Annotated in this window: 21 protein-coding genes and 1 pseudogene; 12 read left to right on the top strand and 10 right to left on the bottom strand. The window is 57.7% G+C overall.

Annotated elements, in window-relative coordinates; translation table 11 throughout:
* Positions 1-4: 4 nt before the first annotated feature.
* Positions 5-235, top strand: a pseudogene (locus ATY79_RS29190) (hypothetical protein); the annotation flags it as partial.
* A 93-nt stretch (positions 236-328) separates the two neighbouring features.
* Here ATY79_RS29190 and ATY79_RS29185 read toward each other — a convergent pair.
* Entirely contained in the window at positions 329-1,033 is a 705-nt protein-coding gene (locus tag ATY79_RS29185) for an SDR family oxidoreductase (protein WP_088695170.1), read from the bottom strand.
* A 129-nt stretch (positions 1,034-1,162) separates the two neighbouring features.
* Between ATY79_RS29185 and ATY79_RS29180 the strand changes: the two genes are divergently transcribed.
* From ATY79_RS29180 to ATY79_RS31810, 3 genes are all read left to right on the top strand, one after another.
* Positions 1,163-2,071, top strand: a complete 909-nt coding sequence (locus ATY79_RS29180; RefSeq protein ID WP_189637270.1) for a LysR substrate-binding domain-containing protein — start codon at positions 1,163-1,165, stop codon at positions 2,069-2,071.
* 234 nt (positions 2,072-2,305) lie between these two features.
* Entirely contained in the window at positions 2,306-2,665 is a 360-nt protein-coding gene (locus ATY79_RS29175; RefSeq protein ID WP_088695171.1) for an RT0821/Lpp0805 family surface protein, read from the top strand.
* A gap of 378 nt (positions 2,666-3,043) precedes the next feature.
* Entirely contained in the window at positions 3,044-3,175 is a 132-nt protein-coding gene (locus ATY79_RS31810) for a DUF3175 domain-containing protein (RefSeq protein WP_245306934.1), read from the top strand.
* A gap of 101 nt (positions 3,176-3,276) precedes the next feature.
* Here the strand turns inward: ATY79_RS31810 and katG are convergent, their stop codons facing one another.
* The 9 genes from katG to ATY79_RS31105 form a co-directional block, all read right to left on the bottom strand.
* Entirely contained in the window at positions 3,277-5,457 is a 2,181-nt protein-coding gene (gene katG, locus ATY79_RS29165; protein ID WP_088695172.1) for a catalase/peroxidase HPI, read from the bottom strand.
* A gap of 458 nt (positions 5,458-5,915) precedes the next feature.
* Positions 5,916-6,413, bottom strand: coding sequence for an acyltransferase (locus ATY79_RS29160; protein ID WP_088695173.1), 498 nt, complete (start codon positions 6,411-6,413; stop codon positions 5,916-5,918).
* Positions 6,414-6,526: 113 nt separating this feature from the next.
* Entirely contained in the window at positions 6,527-8,179 is a 1,653-nt protein-coding gene (locus ATY79_RS29155) for a glycosyltransferase (RefSeq protein ID WP_088705722.1), read from the bottom strand.
* Complete coding sequence (locus ATY79_RS29150; protein ID WP_088705721.1) at positions 8,176-9,297, bottom strand: DegT/DnrJ/EryC1/StrS family aminotransferase; 1,122 nt, start codon at positions 9,295-9,297, stop codon at positions 8,176-8,178. Before ATY79_RS29150 ends, ATY79_RS29155 begins: the two co-directional genes overlap by 4 nt.
* Positions 9,294-9,785 (bottom strand): acyltransferase, encoded by a 492-nt coding sequence (locus ATY79_RS29145; protein WP_088695176.1) that lies wholly within the window; start codon positions 9,783-9,785, stop codon positions 9,294-9,296. Before ATY79_RS29145 ends, ATY79_RS29150 begins: the two co-directional genes overlap by 4 nt.
* Positions 9,785-10,933 carry a DegT/DnrJ/EryC1/StrS family aminotransferase gene (locus ATY79_RS29140; RefSeq protein ID WP_088695177.1) on the bottom strand — a complete coding sequence of 383 codons (1,149 nt, stop codon included), beginning with the start codon at positions 10,931-10,933 and terminating at the stop codon, positions 9,785-9,787. The genes ATY79_RS29145 and ATY79_RS29140 overlap by 1 nt, the downstream gene beginning before the upstream one ends.
* On the bottom strand, positions 10,930-11,907 hold the full coding sequence (locus ATY79_RS29135; RefSeq protein WP_210421419.1) for an NAD-dependent epimerase/dehydratase family protein: 978 nt from the start codon (positions 11,905-11,907) through the stop codon (positions 10,930-10,932). Before ATY79_RS29135 ends, ATY79_RS29140 begins: the two co-directional genes overlap by 4 nt.
* Positions 11,908-11,950: 43 nt before the next feature.
* A complete protein-coding gene (locus ATY79_RS29130; RefSeq protein WP_088695178.1) occupies positions 11,951-12,991 on the bottom strand; it encodes a Gfo/Idh/MocA family oxidoreductase in 1,041 nt (346 codons plus the stop codon).
* 199 nt (positions 12,992-13,190) lie between these two features.
* Positions 13,191-13,340: a hypothetical protein gene (locus ATY79_RS31105; RefSeq protein ID WP_189637271.1), complete on the bottom strand. Its 150-nt coding sequence runs from the start codon at positions 13,338-13,340 to the stop codon at positions 13,191-13,193.
* Between the two features lie 410 nt (positions 13,341-13,750).
* On the opposite strand from ATY79_RS31105, the gene ATY79_RS29125 reads away from it, so the two are divergent.
* The 8 genes from ATY79_RS29125 to ATY79_RS29090 all read left to right on the top strand — a co-directional run bounded on the left by ATY79_RS29125 (position 13,751) and on the right by ATY79_RS29090 (position 21,495).
* Positions 13,751-14,275, top strand: coding sequence for a hypothetical protein (locus ATY79_RS29125; protein WP_088705720.1), 525 nt, complete (start codon positions 13,751-13,753; stop codon positions 14,273-14,275).
* Positions 14,276-14,287: 12 nt separating this feature from the next.
* Positions 14,288-14,743: a hypothetical protein gene (locus ATY79_RS29120; RefSeq protein ID WP_088705719.1), complete on the top strand. Its 456-nt coding sequence runs from the start codon at positions 14,288-14,290 to the stop codon at positions 14,741-14,743.
* 146 nt (positions 14,744-14,889) lie between these two features.
* Positions 14,890-15,285, top strand: coding sequence for a hypothetical protein (locus tag ATY79_RS29115; RefSeq protein WP_141105775.1), 396 nt, complete (start codon positions 14,890-14,892; stop codon positions 15,283-15,285).
* Positions 15,286-15,574: 289 nt separating this feature from the next.
* Positions 15,575-16,795, top strand: coding sequence for an ATP-binding protein (locus tag ATY79_RS29110; protein ID WP_088705717.1), 1,221 nt, complete (start codon positions 15,575-15,577; stop codon positions 16,793-16,795).
* Positions 16,796-17,266: 471 nt separating this feature from the next.
* Positions 17,267-17,578, top strand: a complete 312-nt coding sequence (locus ATY79_RS29105; protein WP_088695183.1) for a hypothetical protein — start codon at positions 17,267-17,269, stop codon at positions 17,576-17,578.
* Positions 17,575-19,188, top strand: coding sequence for a recombinase family protein (locus ATY79_RS29100; RefSeq protein WP_088695184.1), 1,614 nt, complete (start codon positions 17,575-17,577; stop codon positions 19,186-19,188). Before ATY79_RS29105 ends, ATY79_RS29100 begins: the two co-directional genes overlap by 4 nt.
* A gap of 319 nt (positions 19,189-19,507) precedes the next feature.
* Positions 19,508-20,800 (top strand): tyrosine-type recombinase/integrase, encoded by a 1,293-nt coding sequence (locus ATY79_RS29095; RefSeq protein WP_088705716.1) that lies wholly within the window; start codon positions 19,508-19,510, stop codon positions 20,798-20,800.
* The gene (locus ATY79_RS29090) at positions 20,797-21,495 is read left to right on the top strand and encodes a hypothetical protein (protein WP_088705715.1); all 699 of its coding nucleotides are present in this window, start codon (positions 20,797-20,799) and stop codon (positions 21,493-21,495) included. Before ATY79_RS29095 ends, ATY79_RS29090 begins: the two co-directional genes overlap by 4 nt.
* The last annotated feature ends 22 nt before the right edge of the window (positions 21,496-21,517 follow it).

The raw sequence follows: 21,517 nt of genomic DNA, 5'->3' as shown, positions 1-21,517 counted from the left end.
AACCAGAGGCGACTACCTGCTGACAGACAAGGCCTTTCTGACAGGCTCGGCGATGATCGGCGGCGGCGGCGCCGATCTGGACTGGGATGTGCTCGCCGGTGTCGGCTACAAATTCAACAACACGGTCTCTGCCGTTGCCGGGTATCGCGCGCTCGGCGTCAACTACAGCAACGACGGCTTCACCTACGACATGATCCAGCACGGCCCAATCATCGGGGCGGTCATCCACTTCTAGTGGACATTCCTATTCCCAGCAGCCAGATCCGCTGGGGCGAGTTGTTGAGTGCGCCGATCCAAACGGCGACGCACTCAGCAAGCCTTTTTCCGGTTACACTGAACGGGTCAGGCCACCGTCGACGCGAATGTTCTGCCCCGTCATATAGGCTGCTCCCTTCGATGCGAGGAACGCAACGGTCGCGGCGATTTCCTCGCTCGTGCCGTAACGCTTCATCGGAACGCTATCGCGGCGCTCTTCTGTTGCCGGAAGACTGTCGATCCAGCCGGGAAGGATATTGTTCATGCGGATGTTCTCGGCCGCATAAGTCTCCGCGAATATCTTGGTGAACGACGCCAACCCAGCACGGAACACGGCCGACGTTGGGAACATCGGGCTCGGCTCGAACGCCCATGCCGTGGAAATATTGATGATGGCGCCGGCGTTCTGCTTCTGCATATGCGGTGTCACGAGGCGCGTCGGGCGAATGACATTCAGGAGGTAAACCTCCATACCCCGGTGCCAGTCTTCGTCCGATATGTCGAGGATGGGGGCACGGGGCCCGTGGCCCGCGCTGTTCACAAGCACATCGATGCGTCCCCAGGTGGAGATTGCGAGATCAACGAGCTTGCGGAGATCGTCATTTGATTGGTTGGAGCCGGTTACACCGACACCCCCCAGTGTTCTTGCGAGTTCCTCGCCCTTGCCCGACGATGAAAGGATTGCCACCTTGAACCCGTCGGCCGCAAGACGCTTCGCGGCAGCAGCGCCCATTCCGCTGCCGCCGGCCGTGATCACCGCTACCTTTTCTACTGACATCGCGCTCTCCTGTCTTAAAGAGGACCCGCACACCATTGCGGTCTACAGTTGCCTGTGAAGTGTGATATCACTGGCACGACATCAGTGCGAACCAGTTCCGTTCCCGGCAAGCAGTAGAAAATCTATCGAATGGCAGAAGGCATCAGGCGTCTTCCCTCCCTCAACGGCCTTCGCGTGTTCGAGGTGGTTACACGGCATTTGAACTTCCGCCTGGCAGCGGAGGAAATCGGGGTGACCCAAGGAGCAGTAGCCCAGCAGATACGAGGCTTGGAAGCAGAGCTAGGCTTGAAGCTGTTTGACAGGCTTCCACGAACGCTCTCGTTGACTGAGGCGGGCCAAAGCTACGTGACGAATATCCGCCGCGCATTTGAACTGATCTCGGAGGCAACCGAAACGCTGAAGCCGGAGCCGCTTCACCTGACGATCAGCGTTACGCCGACATTCGCCTCGAAGTGGCTGATCCCGCGCCTGCCGGACTTCACAGTAACTCATCCCAACATCGATCTGCGCATTCTGGCGAGTGATCGTATTGCCAATTTCCAGACCGACGCAGTCGATCTCGCGGTTCGCCATGGCCGACCGCCCTTCGGACCGAACTTGAACGCTGAGCTCTTGTTCAATCACATCATCATTGCCGTCGGCAGTCCCCTGCTGGTGGAGAAGCTCGGCGGCCCTTCTCAGGGCGACAACCTCGCACACTATCCCCTCCTTCACGACGGCCACGACCTTTGGCCGCAGTTTCTCGAGTTGGCGTTTCCGCACACCCCACTGGCAGGCGCCAAGAACATCCGGTTCAATCAGACGTCGCTGGCGATAGAGGCCGCGATTGCCGGTCAGGGCCTTGCTCTGACAAGCACCTTCTTCGTGGAGGACGACTTGGCGGCGGGGCGCCTTCTCCGCGTACTGCCGACGGAACTCACCGTTGGCACCGACTTTTACGTCGTCTCGCCACGTAAGCCGCGCCATCCCGCATCTGTGGCTGCGGTAAGGAATTGGCTTGCCCGTCAGACATGTGGTAACCGTTCGGATTGCGTTTAAGCCAAGGTCGGCGGCCATAGAAACCCTTTCCCGAAGGCCCCGATGAGACATGCACCAGCATCAACATCGAGCGCGGCCGGTGTCGGGAAAAGGTCAGATTGCGGTGGAACGCGCCAGCAAAAACGGCAGATTCCACGGAACAGACTGGCACTGTTCCCATTTCTATAGTAGCTCCTAAGCTTGCTGCCAGAAATGCACGCTACGATGCGGGAGAACTATCATCGGAAAGTCTAGATGACGCGGAAAAACATAGGCTCATTGCAATTGGCCGTTCTGGCTTTGCTGCTGGCAGGATGCACCAAGGTGGAGCCTTTGGAAACCGCCGCCGTCAGTCAGTCGATCCCGACGCCCGCGAAGACGGATCAGGCGGTTATCGCAGATACAGTTAGCCGCGGCCCTGTCGGAGTGAAGCCCCTTGCCTGGGCCAACCCTTCGACCGGAAGTGCGGGCGTGATCGAAGAAATCGGCGTTGATCCCGAAAGTTCATGCCGCGCCTTTGTCACCACCCAGCGGACGCTCGAGGGAGAAACTCGCTTCAAGGGCCTTGCTTGCCCGTCCGGTGACTCCGACTGGAAGCTCGGACCCGCGCAGTAACTGAGATCGCCGCATCCTCATCTGGGACCAAGCCAAGGGACATCGCACGCTGGCCGAACAGCCCTGATCTTTCTCCCGGGTAACTCGCACGAGCACGGCCTCGCTCTCATTGCCGGCGTTCAAAGGAGCGCGCCGGTGTCTCATCCCAGACCACCTAGAGGATGCTGTCCCTGCGGGTAGAGGCTCGGCGCTACTGGGGTTTGATCTGAGATCCCAAGCTGCTCGCAGCGAGGCTTGGTGATGCCTTGTGTGGTTGTACGGTCAATCGCCTTGTTGCAGCCGCTCGACCAAGCAGCCGAGCGCCAAGAAAATTGCTGACCGCTAAAGCAGTCGGCCGAACGACGCCGGCGTCGGAAGTCGAGTCCGTTCCAATCAGCCATGTCGATGCTGAATTTCTATATCAACGATGCAGGACAGCACCTTTCCAAGGCGCAACGCAAAAAGCTGGATAAGGTCAAGAACCAACTTTGCAGGGATTTCGGGCGAAGCCCAAAGGATGAGAAGCAATAAGCTTCGGCGTCGATTGGGACCCGGACCACAGCCAAGCACGGCGACGACCGAGAAGAAGGCGTGGACGCCGCTCACCGCCGCGTCCACCAATTTCTTAACGATCAAACGAGATCAAAACGATCGGCGTTCATCACCTTCGTCCAGGCTGCCACGAAGTCCTTGACGAACTTCTTCTTGGCGTCGGACTGACCATAGACTTCCGCAAGGGCGCGAAGTTGCGAGTGCGAACCGAAAATCAGGTCGACGCGGGTGCCGGTCCACTTGAGTTCGTTCGTCTTGCGGTCACGCCCCTCGTAAACACCTTCCTTGCCGGCGACCGGGGACCACTGGGTACCCATGTCGAGCAGGTTGACGAAGAAGTCGTTCGTCAGTGCTTCGGGACGAGACGTGAAGACGCCATGCTCGGGCTGGCCAGCCTTCAGCACGCGCAGTCCGCCGACGAGAACCGACATTTCCGGAGCGCTCAGCGTCAACAACTGGGCGCGATCGACGAGAGCTTCTTCCGGCTTCATGAACTGGCGACCGCCGACATAGTTGCGGAAACCGTCGGCGCGCGGCTTAAGCGCAGCGAAGGAGGCCGCGTCCGTCTGTTCCTGCGAGGCATCCGTGCGGCCAGGCGTGAACGGCACGGTGACGTCGTGGCCGCCGGCCTTTGCCGCCTTCTCGACACCGGCGGCACCGGCGAGAACGATCAGGTCGGCGAGCGAGATCTTCTTGCCACCGGTCTGGGCAGCATTGAAATCCTTCTGGATACCCTCGAGGAGGCCAAGCACCTTGGCAAGTTGGGCTGGCTGGTTCACTTCCCAGTCCTTCTGAGGCGCAAGCCGGATGCGTGCGCCATTTGCGCCACCGCGCTTATCCGAGCCGCGGAAGGTCGAGGCAGACGCCCAGGCGGTCGAGACCAGTTCCTGCACGGACAGGCCCGCTGAGAGAACCTTGTCCTTCAGTTCGGCAATGTCCGCATCGTCGATCAGCTTGTGATCAACGGCCGGGATCACATCCTGCCAGATCAGGTCTTCCGCCGGCACTTCCGGCCCGAGGTAACGAACCTTCGGCCCCATATCGCGGTGGGTCAGCTTGAACCAGGCGCGAGCGAAGGCATCTGCAAACTGATCCGGATTTTCAAGGAAGCGGCGAGAGATCTTCTCGTATGCCGGATCGAAACGCAGCGACAGGTCGGTGGTCAACATCGTCGGAAGATGCTTTTTCGACGCGTCATAGGCATCGGGAATCGAAGCATCGGCGTTTTTGGCCTTCCACTGCTTCGCGCCGGCCGGGCTTTGAGTCAGCTCCCATTCAAAGCCGAACAGGTTTTCGAAGAAGTAGTTGCTCCACTTCGTCGGAGTCTGCGTCCACGTCACCTCAGGACCGCCAGTGATGGCATCCTTGCCGACGCCCGTACCAAACGAACTCTTCCAGCCGAGCCCCTGATCTTCGATCGCCCCGCCTTCCGGCTCTGCGCCGATCAGCGACGGGTCGCCGGCTCCGTGCGTCTTGCCGAAGGTATGACCGCCGGCAATCAACGCTACCGTCTCTTCGTCGTTCATGGCCATACGGGCAAAGGTTTCGCGGATGTCGCGGGCAGCCGCGACCGGATCGGGGTTGCCGTTCGGACCTTCGGGATTGACGTAGATCAGGCCCATCTGCACGGCGCCGAGTGGTTCAGAGAGCTCGCGCTCGCCACTGTAACGCTCGTCGCCCAACCAAGTGGCCTCCGGACCCCAGAAGAGTTCCTCGGGCTCCCATACGTCGGCGCGACCGCCGGCAAAACCAAAGGTCTTGAAGCCCATGGATTCGAGCGCAACGTTACCGGTCAGGATCAACAGGTCGGCCCAAGAGATCTTATTGCCGTATTTCTGCTTGATCGGCCACAGAAGACGGCGAGCCTTGTCGAGGTTGGCGTTGTCCGGCCAGCTGTTGAGTGGGGCGAAACGCTGCTGACCGGCACCTGCACCGCCGCGGCCGTCAGTGATGCGGTAAGTACCGGCGCTGTGCCATGCCATGCGAATGAACAAACCGCCGTAGTGACCGAAGTCGGCCGGCCACCAGTCCTGCGAATCGGTCATCAACGCATGAAGGTCCTTCTTCAGCGCATCGAGGTCGAGCGTCTTGAATTCCTCGGCATAGTCGAACGCCTTGCCCATCGGATCGGAAAGAGCGGAATGCTGGTGAAGAATCTGAACGTCCAGCCGGTCCGGCCACCAGTCGCGATTGGATCGACCACGGGGCGCACTGCCATGCGCGACAGGACATTTTCCTGCGCTGTCGGGTTTCTGGTCCATAACGTTCTCCTTGATTGCTTTGAATTTTCTGCCGTCCAAAGGGGGATCTGCCAAACCACGAGGCTCGGTTACATCGCCTGGAAACGGTTTTCGGCACTCACGCCGAGGGTACCGGTCGACACATCCTCCCTTCGCTCCTTCATATCGGAAGCAGATCATAATTCTAAGTTGGATTTACTGATCGTTGCGATAATTAAAAGCTATGAGTTTTGGCGAACAACGTCTGCTTCGAAACTCTACCCTCGGGCTCGCCGAGGCAGCAGATGCACCATCATCCGCACGGTGTCCATAACAGACTGCTATCGTTAGGCTCATAGGGTGCTGCGGTAACGGTGCTGTCCACACGCCCGACCGCGTCACCGCCGGACGCAAAGTGGCGGATGCGCTCTCGCATGCCAAAAAGCTAGCGCGGGCCCGTGGCTGCACCACGGGCTTTGGATCAAAGGCCAGCGCCTGTTCTACGTTTGGATTCGGGCGGGGCAGCCCCAGACTTTACTGCCAGCCGGAACATCGTGATTAACAAACGACATCGCTCCAACCACCACACCATCTCCAATCGTCACGCCACGAGAAATGACACTGTTGGGACCTATGTAGACGCCGCTGCCAATCCTAGTTGGAGAATATTCGATCGGCGCTTTTCCGAGCGTTAAGCTTCTTTGCACGGTGTCATGAGAATAAATCTGAACACCAGTGGAGATTGAGCAGTGGTCACCGATCGAAAGCCCGCCAGTCCCATCCAATACCGTTCCAGGTCCAATCCAAGTGTGGGAACCGACACGGACCTCTCCCATAACGAGCGCACTGTCGTAACAGGATGTACCCTCACCAAATCCGTATTCACGCGCATTTTCCCAACGATCTGTTATCAAATCGCCGAAGGACACGCGCCGCTGGAATTGCGCGAGCTTCTTGAGTTGCAGCGTTTTCTGAAGTGCTCGCAATGCTTCAATCATGAGTGACTTGCTCTATCCACTTTGACCGTTGCGATAAACCCGCCACAATGGACGGCCAAAGAAGCGGTGTAGCCTCGCTTGCGTGAAATTCCACCACCTATCGCTGCCGAAAACTAGACCGTGGCGGCTTCGGTATTCGTCGGTCCCACCGATCTCACACGCATGGCAAGAAGGCCTTCAATATCGAGTGCGCGTTCGTGACGATTGTTTGCGCGCAACAACCTCGCCATCAAATCAAGCCAACTGTCTAAGTCCTCATTTCCAATCCAAGCGATCGAGAGGCAGTCCCCAGGCAACGGCCCGTCAAGCGAGGCGTCGTCGGATAGATCCGCAAGTTCGTTTGCTTCGATCAGCCATTTAGTTCGCCTGATAGAAACGTGAGGGACGGTCTTGGCCTGTTCAAGCAGGAAAACTCTCAAATCCTTGTCGCCAATAATATCACTCAGGAGGAGAAGCCAAGCAATCTCGACCGGATCAATCTGCGCTAAGGCCGGCGAAGACGAGCCCTGGAGATTGCTGCGGCGGCTAAGTAGAATGGCTGCTTCTCCTGCATTGCCCTCGAGCAGCGAGATAATGCCGAGCAGAATCCATGGCTCGGCGATATGGCCAATCCAAGTACTCAGCTCTTTCAGGGTCTGCGCGACTTCTTTGAGATCTCCTCCCTCCAGAATTGCCGATCTGGCCGAACGAAGCACTGCGGACATCGGGCTGTCGGGAATGGCCATGTTCACGAAAACTGCGGAATGTGACTGCATTGGAACGATCTCAAATTTGCCGAACCAATTGATTTGTCTGACAACCTCGCCTGAACGGACGGCGCGGCGGCACTCGTACCAATCTGCAATATAAGTCCACGCCTGACGCGTGTAACGGCTGTGAACGAGTTCATAGCCCTTTCTGCGGATGTCGGAATAGAGATCGAGGTCTTTGCTGACCTCGTTGATCTTTTGGTAGAGCTCCTTTCCGCTGCCCATGATGCAGTTTTGCATGTCGGCAAAACCGTATTCTCTCAGACGATCGGAGTCAGGAGCAAGAAGAACCGTACCGGAAGCCGGTATCTCGAGGTGCTTGCGAACGACATAGTCCAGCCGTGTCGTATCGGCGGCCGAAAAGTAGCTTTGAGAAATTAGCTGGGCGTATTTAGCGTCACGAATTTCAAATGGCCTGCGGTCCTGTAAACTATAGCCCGGATGAGTATAAATTAGCGTTGGAAAGAGGTGTTGAACCTCGTGGGTCAGCTTTGCCCGCCAAGGGTAGAAACTCGGGAATAGATGCCCACTCATTATGTTGACTGGGATGATCTTTTCCAAGTTGTAGTCATGGAATATCTCGGGATCGATAAATTTTGGAATGACGAAACAGGTAAATTGTGACAGCTCCGGCATATGCTGCAGGTGTTCCAGCCCGAAGCAGAAGATTGTGTCAATGCCGTATTCAGTGACGGCGCTCAGCGTGAGTGGCCGCATCGGGTCGTGTGGGTCGCAATTGAAGTAAAGCGCCCGCGGTATCTCTGGGTAGGTATCAATGTTTGTGATGTTAAGCCGTAATGGTCTGCCGGAATGTACTGCCGAAAATATGACGAAATCGGGCTGCAGTTCATCACAGACGGCTTTGAAATCGAAGTCGCGATCGACAACGCTGACCTCGCAGTGGTGAGCAAGCGCGTAAATCCACTCGTCGACCACATTTGTGAGAACTGGAGCTGCGGTCGCATTGAGCTGCGGCAACACGCATAGAACGCGCCTGCGCTGTGTTGCCACCGTCATTTCCCACCCCTTTCGAAAAATGAGCAAATTGCATCGACGACTTGTTGCTGCTGCGCCGCGGTTATGCCGGCGAACATGGGCAAAGACAGTCCCTGGCCGGCAAATTCCTCTGTTGCAGGAAATTCAGTTTGAGCGCTTTCGACTTGCGCTAGGCAAGGCTGCCGATGCAATGGAATGGGGTAGTGCAATCCGGTCTGAATACCTCTTGCAGCAAGGTACGACCGTAGGTCGTCGCGCCGATCCGTGCGTACGACGTAGAGATGGTAAACATGATCGCCATGCACGACATCAGGGAGCATTAAGGGCGTGCCTTTCAAGCCCTCTTTATACCGCTCTGCCGCCTGCTTCCGCTGATCGGTCCAATCATCAAGATGCCCTAGCTTGCTGTTCAAGACCAAGGCTTGCAGGCCATCCATGCGGTAGTTGTAGCCAATCTGTTCATGGAGATAACGTTCCGTCTGCCCGTGATTTCTCAGTGCCCTCAGGCGCTGAGCAAGTTCGGCGTCTTGCGTGATGATGAGACCGCCTTCACCCGCTGCACCGAGATTCTTGCCTGGGTAGAAACTGAAGCAACCCATTGACCCCATCGATCCAAGCGGTCGGCCGTTGTAACGAGCGCCGATCGCTTGGGCCACGTCTTCTATCATTGTCAGTCCGTGACGCTCGGAAAACTTCAGCGCTGCCGTCATATTTGCGGGCTGACCATAAAGATGAACAGGAATGATTGCTTTCACATCGCCATCCAGACGCCTTTCCGCATCCGCAATGTCGATCGTACCCGTAGCATGTTCCACATCGCAAAAAACCGGAATAGCGCCCTGATAGATCACACCCCACAATGTGCCGATAAAGCTATGGGCCGGCACCAGAACCTTGTCTCCTGGGCCTATGCCCGCGGCAATGACCGCCAGATGCAGGGCAGCGCTGCCACTGCTGACGGCAATGGCATGATCGACTTCAAGATAGGCGGCAATAGCTTTTTCGAATTCGTCGACCCATGGCCCTAGGCAAAAAGCACTTGCATCGAACAGTCGTTCGATCTCCGGCATGACATTATGGCGAATCTGCTCCCATTGGATGGAGAGATCGACGAAAGGTACCGCAGTCTGCGAACTCATCGACCACTCTCCGACCTGTCGCGAGTAGACCCTATTACGCGTGCTGGATTGCCCGCGACGATGGCATATTCGGGAACGTCTTTGGTCACCACAGCCCCCGCTGCGACCATAGCCTTTCGCCCAATTACAAGGTCAGGTAGAATCGTGGCATTGCTTCCGATCGATGCGCCGGAGCAGATACGGGTGGGAAGGCAGACCCAATCTTCCGAGCCCTGCAATGCACCTTCAGCGTTTGTCGCAGCCGGATAGCGATCGTTTGTGAACATGACGCCATGGCCCACGAACACCTCATCCTCAATGATGACACCTGAGCAGATGAAACTATGGGACTGGATCTTGCATTTTGCGCCGACACGGACATCCGATTGGATTTCCACGAAGGTGCCGATCCGTGTTCCATGGCCGATCGTGCAGCCATACAAATTGACGAGATCTGGATGGAAAACCAGTACGTCATCTTCGATAACGACATTGTCAGCAATGGGCATCAGGCCACTCCTTTTTCAGCAAGGATCTCTGACAAGGCAGTTGCCACGCTGACTTGTTCGGCATCCGTCATTCCGCAGAAAAGTGGCAGGATGAGATGAGCTGCGCTGGCATGCTCTGATCGGGAAAGCCCTCCATGCCGGGCCCCGCGCCAGGGCGCTTCAAGGTGGCTGGACATGACTGCACGCCGGGTCGCTATTTTGCGGTCGAGCATCTTCTGCATGACCTCTTCGCGATCTGCACTTTTCGGCAACCCAATCGAATAGCTCTGCCAGTTCGATTTCGCCCAGTTCGGCTCTTGCGGTATGATTACGCCATCGATGGGCATCAGGAGTTCGCCGTAGCGCTTCGCCAATTTCCGCCTTTCGGCAACAATTCCATCGAGACGCTTTAGCTGCTCTCGTCCAACCGCAGCCTGTAGGTCGGTCATGCGATAATTGAAACCCGTCTCGGTGTAGGTCTCGATCACAACACGATTGGATGCATGACGCGCGAGGTCTGAGACAGACATTCCATGCTGCCTCAGAAGGCGGCACTTCGAGTCTATTTCAGGGTTGTTCGTGGTGATCATTCCGCCCTCGCCCGTCGTAAGAACCTTGCGGGGATGAAATGAGAAGCATGCCACGTCAGAGAGGACGCCACCGATCCGGTGCCATTGGTCATCGACTAGGATCATCGATCCGCTGGCGCAGGCTGCGTCTTCCACCACTGCCAGCCCATGCGCATGAGCGACAGCGCAAATCGCCCGCAGGTCGCACGGCATACCGATCTGGTCCACACACAACACGGCTTTAGTCCGCGACGTTATCAGCGCCTCAATAGTTGTCGGATCCATATTGTAGCTATCAGCGGCGATGTCGGCGAAGACCGGCTCGGCACCACACATATGGATGGCATTCGCTGTCGCAATGAAGCTGTGACTGACCGTGATTACCTCGTCACCCGGTCCGACACCGACAGCCAGCAGTGCCAAATGAAGCGCAGTCGTACAGTTAGAAACCGCGCACGCATATGAGGCACCGGTCATTGCAGCGAACTCCGTCTCGAACCCAAGAACCTGTGGTCCCTGGGTCAACCAGCCGGAAGCGATGACCGAGGCGAGTGCGTCCGCTTCTTGTGGCCCCACCGTTGGGCGCATAAGGGGGATCACTTGGCCAACTCCAACATGGAGACACGTTCATTCCGCCACCATCGCACCAGATCGCGCAATCCATCTTCCAGCCCGATCGAAACTTCGAAACCAAGTTGCGACCGCGCCTTTGACGGATCGGCCAGCCGCCGCTCCACTGGGTTAACGTTGCGAGCGGGTTCGTGGTGGATTTCGAGATTTTCCCGCCCCATGATCTTGAGCAGCGTCTGCGCCAATTCTCTCAGAGAAACTTCGGCCCCTGACGCGACATTGTAGACTTCGTCCGAAGCAGAGGAGAGAGCCGCCGCAATATTCGAAGACGCGACGTCGCGAACCTCAACGAAATCCATGGTTTGCAGTCCGTCACCAAAGATGATCGGAGGTTGATTGGCGGCAATTCTCTCCATCCATCGGATCAGGACCTCCGTGTAGCGGCCGTGGATATCCATGCGCGTTCCATAAACATTGAAGTAGCGAAGCGCACAGTAGTTGAGGCCGTACATATCGTTGAATGATCGGAGTAGCTTTTCATTGAAGAGCTTCAGACCGCCGTACAATGTTCGATCGGCATAGGGTGCTGCGGCCTCGGTGGTTGGAAATTCTGGAGCATAGCCATAGATTGAGGCGGACGACGCAGCGATAATCTTCTGAATTTTGTGTTTCACGCAGAGCTGCAGAAGATCGAATGTGGCGCGGCCCATAACCTCAAAGGCCTCGGCGGGTTCGGCGGCACAATGAGTAATCCTCAAAGCGGCCTGATGGAATACGATATCGGCGTCTCGCACCAGTTCGTTCATGAGAGCGTTGTCACGAATATCGCCGTTTACAAGCCTCAGGCGCGGGTCAGCGGCAACGGCAGAGAGATTCTCAGGTCTCCCGCGCACCATATTATCGACAACCACAACGGCCTGGACCTCGTGGCCCATGAGTTGATCGATAATGTGCGAGCCGATGAAGCCGGCGCCTCCGGTCACTAAAATACGCTTCCCGGTCAGAAAATTTGAGGCGTTCGCTTGTTTGAGCTGCTGTTCCATCATCTCACTCTGCCGCGATGATATTGAATGTATTGCGCTTACTGTATGCGACCTGCTGCAAGCTGCATTCCAACGCCGACTGCGCTCGCTCCAGCGTTCTGACAATCCTCAGTCCGAAATCACCATCAGTTTGGCAGCGCTCCTGCCCGAGGATGGAGCGGCGGAAGTGTTCAACCACTTCCGCCAGCGGCTCAGGGCCGGAAATGCGAGGGGATGTCACCGCGCCGATTCTGTAGTTCGGAAGATTGATTTCGCGATCCTGATTGGAATGGATAGTGATGCCGGAATCATAGATCTTGACCGGCTCATCGCGATTCAGATCATCCCAGACAGCCATTTGCTTGCTGCCCCCAAGAGCAATCCGCCGCATTTTTACCGGTGACATCCAACTCAGATTGAGGTGCGCGACCATAGAGTTCTCGTAGTGCAAGGTGATGTAAGCGATATCGGGCGATTTGTCGTTGACATGACAATACCCGCTGGCCTCCACTGAAACCGGCTCAGCAGAAAACAGATAGTCCAGGATGGATAGGTCGTGAGGAGCGAGATCCCAGAGCACATTCACGTCCGGTTGAAAAAGCCCCAAATTGACGCGCTGAGAATCGAAATAGGAAATATGCCCGAGCGTACCGCTTGCAACGAGATCTCGGAGCTTTCGAACGGCAGGATGGAAGAGGAAGGTGTGGTCAACCATCAGAGTTAAGCCGTAGGCTTTGGCACGTGCGACTAGGTCCTCCGCCTCTTCGCTGGAACCGCACATCGGCTTCTCGATCATCACATGCTTGCCGGCGTCCAAGCCGGCTTTAGCAAGCGAATAGTGCGAGGACACCGGCGTTGCAATGACCATTGCATCAATACTGGGATCGAGAATGACAGACGATGCGTCTTCGTAAATCGCGGCGCTCGGGAACGATTGCGCCAGTCGTTCTCGAACCTCCAGCCGCATGTCAACGATTGCGGTTAACTGAATCCCAGGATTGCTGGACAGGACACGTAGCAGGTTGCGCCCCCAGTAACCTACGCCGCATAAAGCCACCTTGATCATGCAAGCAAATCCCCTAACTCAAGCGGTATGACTTATCGCGGTGCAATCTTGCCCGAGCCTGACGGTTGCCGTTGAGTGAAAACTGTATTCTTCGGTCGACGACTATCCTGCCCACATGTGAGGGCTAGGCTCAGTGGGGCAGCGTCAGAACCACTTCATCCAGCAGATCGCCGATCGCCCCGCTGAAGGTCGTCCCCTCTCAACCAGCACAGAACTTTAAGCGGTATTCCAGAAACTTGTGGATGATGTCACCGACACAAACCAGCCGGCGGAAGATCTTCGGGAGAAGATCGCCAGGGTAAAGGCTCAGTTCAATCCGGACAACGTCGAGATCGCCGTCCAAGCTCATCTTCTTGGCTCGCAATAACGCAGATGAGTACGGCAGACAGCCATTGGCCAAGATCACCGCCAACCTCGGAGGAGAGTTGGGCTGCTCTGCAGCTGGTGGGAACGGGTTCCGCTTGGGCGATCCGCGCAGATCTTTCTAGTTTTAGGGGATTGGTTGCGGGGGCTCGCAACCAACGATTCCTGCGATTAGTTGAGAGAGAAATACCGAAGTTGGCACCTTAATTAGCGTGATATAGCGTCATGTGAAACCGCTTAGAAACGGCAGCATTCTGCGGTAAGAAAGTTCGGATAGCGCAGGTCGAATAGTAAATTTCGGCACTACGTGGGTTGTCATTCGTTCTCTTTTTGTTCTAAATAATGCCACTAGGTCCCTTTTCTCGCTAACCCAGATGGCGTCTTTGTTTATTTGCCATGGAACACCGCTTCACCCGCCAAGAACTGTATGACCGCGTTTGGTCGAAGCCAATGTCGCACCTGGTTGTTGAACTCCGGACCACCACCGGCAATCTCAGCACATTGCTGCGACGCGCCGATATTCCAAAGCCATCGTCCGGGCATTGGATGCGCAAGGAGTTCGGAAAGCCTGTCGAGCAGCCACCTTTGCCACCAGCACCATCTGGATGTGTCGAGCCGCTGGTGCTGGATACAGAGAAGCCGAGCATTAAGCGCAAACTGAGATATACCAAAGCGGACCCAGATGCAGTTTCCGTTTCCGTGGATCCACAACAGGTTCTTGCGCCCCCTGCTGAAAATCCCGTGCAAGTCGCGCTAAAGCCACGTCCGACACAACCGACGACGATGACACGAGAGGAACTCTACGGCGCGGTGTGGAGGACACCGATGTCGCGCTTGGCCGAGGACTATGGCATCAGCGGCAATGGTCTTGCCAAAATCTGCGATCGAGAAGATATCCCGTATCCGCCACGCGGATATTGAGCGAAACACGCTGTGGGCAAAGCACCAAAACAGACGCCACTGCCAAAATCGACCAGCGTGCACTCCATTACCATTCGCCCGACACCGTTGCCGCCGCCTCCCATCGAACTGCCGCCGGAGGTCAAGCAGCAAGCGGACAAAGTCCGTGCAAGTGAAGCCGCCCTCGTGGTGCCAGAACGCCTTTTGAGACCTCATACAGTTATTGCTTCATGGCTGACGGAGCACGAACAGAAGAAGCGTCAAGCCCGAAGCGAGCGCGATCCATGGAGGCGCAATCTTTATGACCCTGGCGATTTCTCCGAAACGGACCACCGCAAACATCGCATTCTGGATGCGCTCTTCAAGGCGATTGAGCGCCAAGGAGGAAAGGTTAAGCAGGGAGAGCGAGGCCTCCTGTTTGCCGAGGTTCTAGGCGAAAAGGTGGAGTTTAGGTTCGCGAAAAGCAAAAGCAGGAACGTCGGCCTCTGACCGATAACGAAAAGCGATGGAAATCGCCCGGCGACAAAGACTGGAAAAAGGATTTGGTGCCGACAGGTTGGCTCGTTTTCGAGATCAAAACCTGGCAGTGGCCGAATGCTCTTCCGCGGCAATGGCTCGAATCTGAAAAGCAGCCAATGGAGGGCATGCTGCCGGACATCTTGGCAACCTTCGTCGCAGCCGGACCATTACTCGTTCAACAGCGTGAGGATCGAGAGGCGGCGGAGCGCGAGCGCCAAATTGCCGAGCAGCGCCGCTATGAAGAACAGCGGCATCGGAAGCGCGATGCTAACCGCTGGCGACGCTTCCGAGAGTTAGCGCAGAACTGGCACGATCTCGCTGCCGTGCGCGATTTCCTGGCGGCGCTACGATCAATGAACGTCACGCCCATCGCCGAAATCGACGGCCGCAGCGTTGACGAATGGATCGCATGGGCGGAGGAGTGGCTCCAGCGGGCTGACCCAACGGCTGGCGGCGTCGGCAGCGTGTTCGAGCGGATCGCTGAAATTACCGATTGGACCTACCGGGATTGACTAACCCGACGCCGAGCATGCGTTGCGATCGTATTTGGACATCGTGGTCTCTGCGCTAGGTGCCAGAAGCCTCTCTTCGAGCCATCAACGCGTCTGGACAAACCCACCTACGCCCCAATTCTGAGGGGGCGTTGTTTGGTCTCTCCGCTGCGGGGGTGGGCCGGCAACGAACCGTCGTTCGGAAGCATTCCTCCTTCCAGATTGCCCCCTTGCAAGTTCCAATTAGCGAGCCATTGACTTCCAATCAGCCGAGAACGACAGTTCCAATCGTCCGAGATTCGAGGAAAACATGTTCGAGAGGTTTGTAGAGCAGCGGGCGGAGGAAGCCCTTTTGGATACTCCGGTCGTCCTCATCGTAGGACCGCGCCGAGCCGGCAAGACTACACTTGTCCGAAAGATGGGAGAAGCCGGCCGAACCTATATCACCCTCGACGATCAGACGGTTCTCGAAGCCGCCCAATCCGATCCTGCCGGCTTCATTCGCGGCCTGGATCGAGCCATCATCGACGAGATTCAGCGTGCGCCAGACCTGTTGCTGGCGATCAAGAAGACAGTCGATGAGGACTATCGTCCGGGCAGGTTTCTGCTTACCGGGTCGGCAAACGTGCTGACTTTACCGCGGATTGCGGACAGCCTGGCGGGGCGAATGGAGACCATCCGAATGCTGCCGCTGGCAAGGGCCGAGATCGAAGGCCGGACGCCGTCCTTTCTGGAACACCTTTTCGACGGGAATCTAAAGAGCCCGCGGAGCTCTATCATGGGAGACGACTTCGTCCAACTCGTTCTGCTCGGGGGATTCCCCGAAGCGATCAGCCGCAACAACGAACGACGACGGCAAGATTGGGCACGGTCCTATCTGACTTCTATCCTGACGCGAGATCTCCGGGACATTGCCGATGTGGAGAAGCTGACCGAGTTGCCGAAGTTCGTGCGGCTATTGGCCGAACATACAGGCCAATTGGTCAACTATTCGCAGTTTGGCGGCAGCATCAACGTCAGTCACAAGACTGGGCAGCGTTATGTCGGACTGCTCGAACAGGTGTTCCTGGTCGCAACGGTACAGCCTTGGTTCACCAATACGCTGAAGCGTATCGTCAAGACGCCCAAGCTGCATTTCCTCGATTCAGGTCTGTTGGCCAGTGTGCGCGGGCTCACCTTCGACCGAGTGAAGGCGGATCGCGGAACATTCGGCGCGCTGCTGGAGAGCTTCGTGTTTTCCGAAGTTCTGAAGCTAATGACGGCGTCGGACCTGCGGTTGACACCATATCATTTCCGGGATCGGGACATGCGCGAGGTCGACATCGTACTGGAACGCGACGACGGGATGATCGCTGGCATCGAGGTCAAGGCCAGCGCCACGGTCAAGGCCGGCGATTTCGGAGGGCTCCGCGCACTTGCCGAGGCCTGCGGCGATCGTTTCGCCTTTGGCATAGTCCTCTACGACAATACAGATGTCGTGCCGTTCGGCGACAAGCTGGCCGCGGTGCCGCTGTCCAGCATGTGGGGCTGAGAATGGTCGCAGAAGCCAACGGGAGGACCATCCAACACATCGTCGGCCAACGTTTCTTTAGCCGAGAAAAGAAGAAGAGCGAAAAATTCTGGAAATCCCTTTCCGGGTTTCCCGCCGTAGCGCGATCAATTAGACGAGCGCACCTCGTGGCCGCTCAAACCGCTGCTGCGCTAAGCAAGGGGGTCAGATGGCTCGATTGTTGACCAAGACAGAATCGGATGGGACGCCCTATACGCGCCCTCCAGGGGTGGAAACCCAGATCGACGAGGCTTCCCAGCTCTCTCCTGCCGATCTGCGGGGCCGTCTCATGATTATCGACCGCGCCGACCCTCGCCATTTGCGATCCGAGTGTCTTGTCCACCTCGTTCGGGAGGGGAGGCGTTCTGACAATCAAGAGCTGATGAGCGCAGTCTTGCCCATATTGCTCGTAGGTGCGAAGCCAATTTTCTGTTCAAGGTTCCTGACGGCGCGATGCCGGATTCAGCAAATCTGCGTCAGGAAATCCTCGACAATCTGGTCGAGCTTTTTGTGGTAGATGGATCTGGCGACTTTCCAGACGAACTCGATTTCTACGAGTGCAAGTTTAATATGGCATTCAGGGCGCTGCGGATCGATGCCGTTCGGCACGACGTGCGTCGGCGCAAGCGCACCATAGAAGTTACCGAGACGCCGCAGCTTGAAGTGAAAAGCATGCCTGACGCCTTTGAGGATGCGTTTGCCAGGGTGTCAGATGAATTCAAGGTTTTGCCAACCCAGGAATGGCACGGGGAGACCGTCGCATGAAGGTCGCGCTCTACGCCCGCTACTCCTCCGACAATCAACGCGACGCCTCGATCGAGGACCAACTGCGTGTTTGCCGCGCCCGGGCCGACCGCGAGGGATGGGCGGTCGTCGACAGCTATTCCGACCGAGCGATTTCCGGGGCGTCACTGCTCAGGCCGGGCGTGCAGGAACTGATCGCCGACGGCCTCAAGCGCAGGTTCGACCTTATCCTGACGGAATCTCTCGATCGCCTCTCCCGCGACCAGGAAGACATTGCCGGTTTCTACAAGCGCATGCGTTTTGCCGGCGTCAGCATCGTGACACTATCCGAAGGCGAGGTCAGTGAACTGCATATCGGTCTCAAGGGCACGATGGGCGCGCTCTACCTCAAGGATCTTGCCGACAAGACGCGGCGCGGCCTGCGCGGCCGGGTCGAGGATGGCAAATCGGGCGGCGGTCTTTGCTACGGCTACGACGTCGTCCGGCAGATAGAATCTTCCGGCGAGGCCAGCCGCGGCGAGCGGACCGTCAACGAGGCCGAGGCCGATATCGTCCGGCGGATTTTCATGGAGTATCTCGCCGGCAAGTCGTCGCGGATGATCGCGATGCGGCTGAACAGCGAGGGCGTGCCGGGACCGCAGGGGAGCGAATGGGGCCCGTCGACCATCCATGGCAACCCCAAGCGCGGGACCGGTATCCTCAACAATGAACTTTACGTCGGAAAGCTCGTTTGGAACCGCCTTCGTTACCTGAAGGATCCGAACACGGGCAAACGGGTCTCGCGCCTTAATCCGGAAAGCGACTGGGTGTTCCAGGAGGTTCCGGAGCTCCGCATCGTCGATCATAACCTCTGGTCATTGGTGAAGCAGCGGCAAAGTCAACTGGCGCTGGAACCGGGAACACGACCGGGCGACAACACGACTCTGAACGATCGCCGGCGTCCGAAGCACCTGTTCACCGGGCTGGTCAAATGCGGCTGCTGCGGTGGCGGCTATTCGATGATTTCGAAGCATATCCTCGGCTGCACCAATGCCCGCAGTAAGGGCACCTGCGACAACCGGCTCAATATCCGCCGCGATACGCTCGAAGCAACCATCCTGAACGGGCTCGACAAGCACCTGATGGAGCCGGAACTCTTCAAAGAGTTTTGCGCGGAGTTTACGCGCGAGGTCAACAAGGCCCGGATGGAGGCGCGAGCATCGCTCAATTCTGCCGAGGCGGAGATCAAACGCATCGACCGCGAACTCGACACGCTACTGAATCTCATTCTGAAGGGCGGTGTCGCTGACCGCATCAATGAAAAGATGATGACTTTGGAGAAGCGGAAGAAGGAACTGTCGTCGATGCTCGAGGCGACGGAAGAACCGCCTCCCCTGCTGCATCCGAGCCTCGCCAAACTTTACCACGACGAGATCGCCGCCCTTCATGACCAGCTTGTTAACGTAGAGACCCGAGGGCGTGCCGCACAGATGCTACGCACGCTCGTCGAAAGGATCGAGCTCGTGCCCAATGGCGAGGAATTGGCAATCGTGCTGCGTGGCGACCTAGCGGCGATCCTGACCTTTGCGTGCGGCAAGAAGGACCCGGCGTTCCTCCATCAGAAGATCAGAAGGCCGTGCTCGAAGACCTGATGACCTGATGGGACAGACGGGGGTCTCCGAGGCCCAGAAACGCAAAAAGCCCCACAATGGGGGCTCCTTGGGATCGCAGGGATCTTTGGTTGCGGGGGCAGGATTTGAACCTGCGGCCTTCAGGTTATGAGCCTTCGACCTGAAGGTTATGGGCCATTTGCCGGTCGTTTCCCGGCGTTGTACCGGCTTTCCCACGGTATGCAACACATTGATATTACTTGCAGTTCAGATTTTCCTCATCTATCTGTGATTTCCCGGGATCGCCCCTAGCACGACGAGTCCGTGACGCCAACGCAAGTTCAGTAGGAAAGGAGACATCATGGCCAGCATCAACAACACGACGATAAAGTCCCTGCTGAAACGGGAGCCCGGAGCTATCATCCGCGACAGCCATCTGGCCGGCTTCCAGGCGCTGCGGATCGTTACGGGAATATCCTACCGCTACGAATACCGGGTGGGAAGCGGCCGGTCGTCACGCGTCCGGCGGGTGACGCTGGGCAGGCACGGGGAGCTGACGCCCGAGGAAGCCCGGCAGCGCGCGAAAAAACATGCCCTCGTCAAGCTGAACGGCCGCGACCCCGCGGGAATGCGCGCCGACCTCAGGGCAATGCCCACTCTCGAGGAATTCGCGGAGGGGTATCTGGCTGCGAAGGAGAACGTTGCCATCAAGCAGCCGCTGCACGCCAAGCCGAAACTCTCGACCATTAGCACCTACCGCTCCCTGATCAGGAACCACATCGGGCCTGCCCTGGGGAAATGCAAGCTCGACCAGATGGAAACCTGGGACGTGGAGAGGTTCCACCTGAAACTCGGGGAAACCAATCCCGTCGTCTCGAATAGGTGCCTGCAGCTCATCAGCAGCCTATGGGGCGGCGCGGCCCGGGCGAAGTACGTCACCCGCGCGGCCAACCCCGTGACCGGCATCGAACGGTTTGCCGAGTTCGGCTGCGAGAGGTTTCTGAACACGGACGAGATGGTGCGGCTCGGAGACGCCATCCGGACCGCGGAGACCGTAGGCATCCCCTACGCGCCGCCGCCGGCAAAGCCAGGCAAAAAGGCCAAACACATCGGCAAAATCCGGCCGCCGTATGTCATCAGCCGCAACGCCGCGGACGCCATCCGGTGTATCGCGCTGATGGGCACCAGAATGTCGGAAAACCTCGAAGTCGAATGGTGCGACGTCGATCTCGAGCTCAGGTTCATGACCCGTCACACCAAAACCGGCAAGCGTGCGATCCTGATTCCGGAAGCCGCGGTCGAGATACTGAAGGCGCTGCCGCGGGTCGGCAAGTACGTTTTTCCGCAGGACTCGGATCCGACGAGAGCGAAGAAGGACGTGAGAAAGCAGTGGTACGCCGTGCGCAAGTTGGCGGGGCTGGAAGACGTGCGGCTGCACGACCTGCGGCATTCTTTCGCGAGCGTCGCGGTCTCGGGAGGCGAGTCGCTGTTCATCGTCGGCAAGCTGCTTGGACACACGCAATCCAAAACGACGGAAAGATACGCGCATCTTGAACAGGGGCCGGCGCGCGCCGCCGTCGAGCGGTCCGCCGGCCGCATCCACGCCGCCATTGGCGGCCGCGACGCTTCAGCGTCGCCGGAGGACCAGCCATGACCATGAACCGACATGCCGCGCTGATGGAGATCGTGGCGTCGAATATCGACACGCGGCTTTACAAATTCTTCCAGAAGATCCGGGAAGGCAAGCCGGATTTCGGCGAGGCACTGTCCATAGCCAGGGCGTCTGGCAGACTGGTCCACGGCGACGCGGTTTGCGAAGGGAAGATCCTCGACGCGGTGGAGTTCGCCTGCCTGGCCTCGGAACGCGACCGCCAGGTAAGGCGTGGGAGCGAGGACATGCGAGAGAGAATCGCCCGGCACGAGCGCAAAGTCGACGATATAAAGCGCTTTTCCACCGAGCTGAAACGCGAATGCAGCCGGTTGCAGATCAGGCGCGGGGAGGAAGACTTTGTCGACGACCGCGAGCGGCTGGAGGCGATCATCCAAGGGATGGACAAGGTGGTTGCCGACGCGAAAGAGTTCTTCGACGAGCAGAAAGAATTGTTCAAAGGCAACATACTGGCAACGCCCAATCGCCGCAACGTCTTCGAACAGGCGTTCGTCCGCGCCATACGGTACGTCTGGCGGGACATTACCGGCACCGACGCGGGAATCGCCAGGGCTTGCGTGGTGCGGTTCGCGGCGGCGGTTTGGTCCGTTTTCGATTTCGACGCGCCGAGGAAGAGGAAGCCCGGGAGGGAACGCGAACTCTACTCGTGGCTTTCCGAACGGTTCGACAATGTCCGGTAGTTAGGATTCCCAATCAATTTCC

The organism is Rhizobium sp. R693, assembly GCF_002211315.1.
In the GTDB taxonomy this organism is placed as follows: Bacteria; Pseudomonadota; Alphaproteobacteria; order Rhizobiales; family Rhizobiaceae; genus Rhizobium.
Note: the sequence above shows the minus strand (reverse complement) of the source record. Positions and strands in the feature narration are given on the sequence as shown.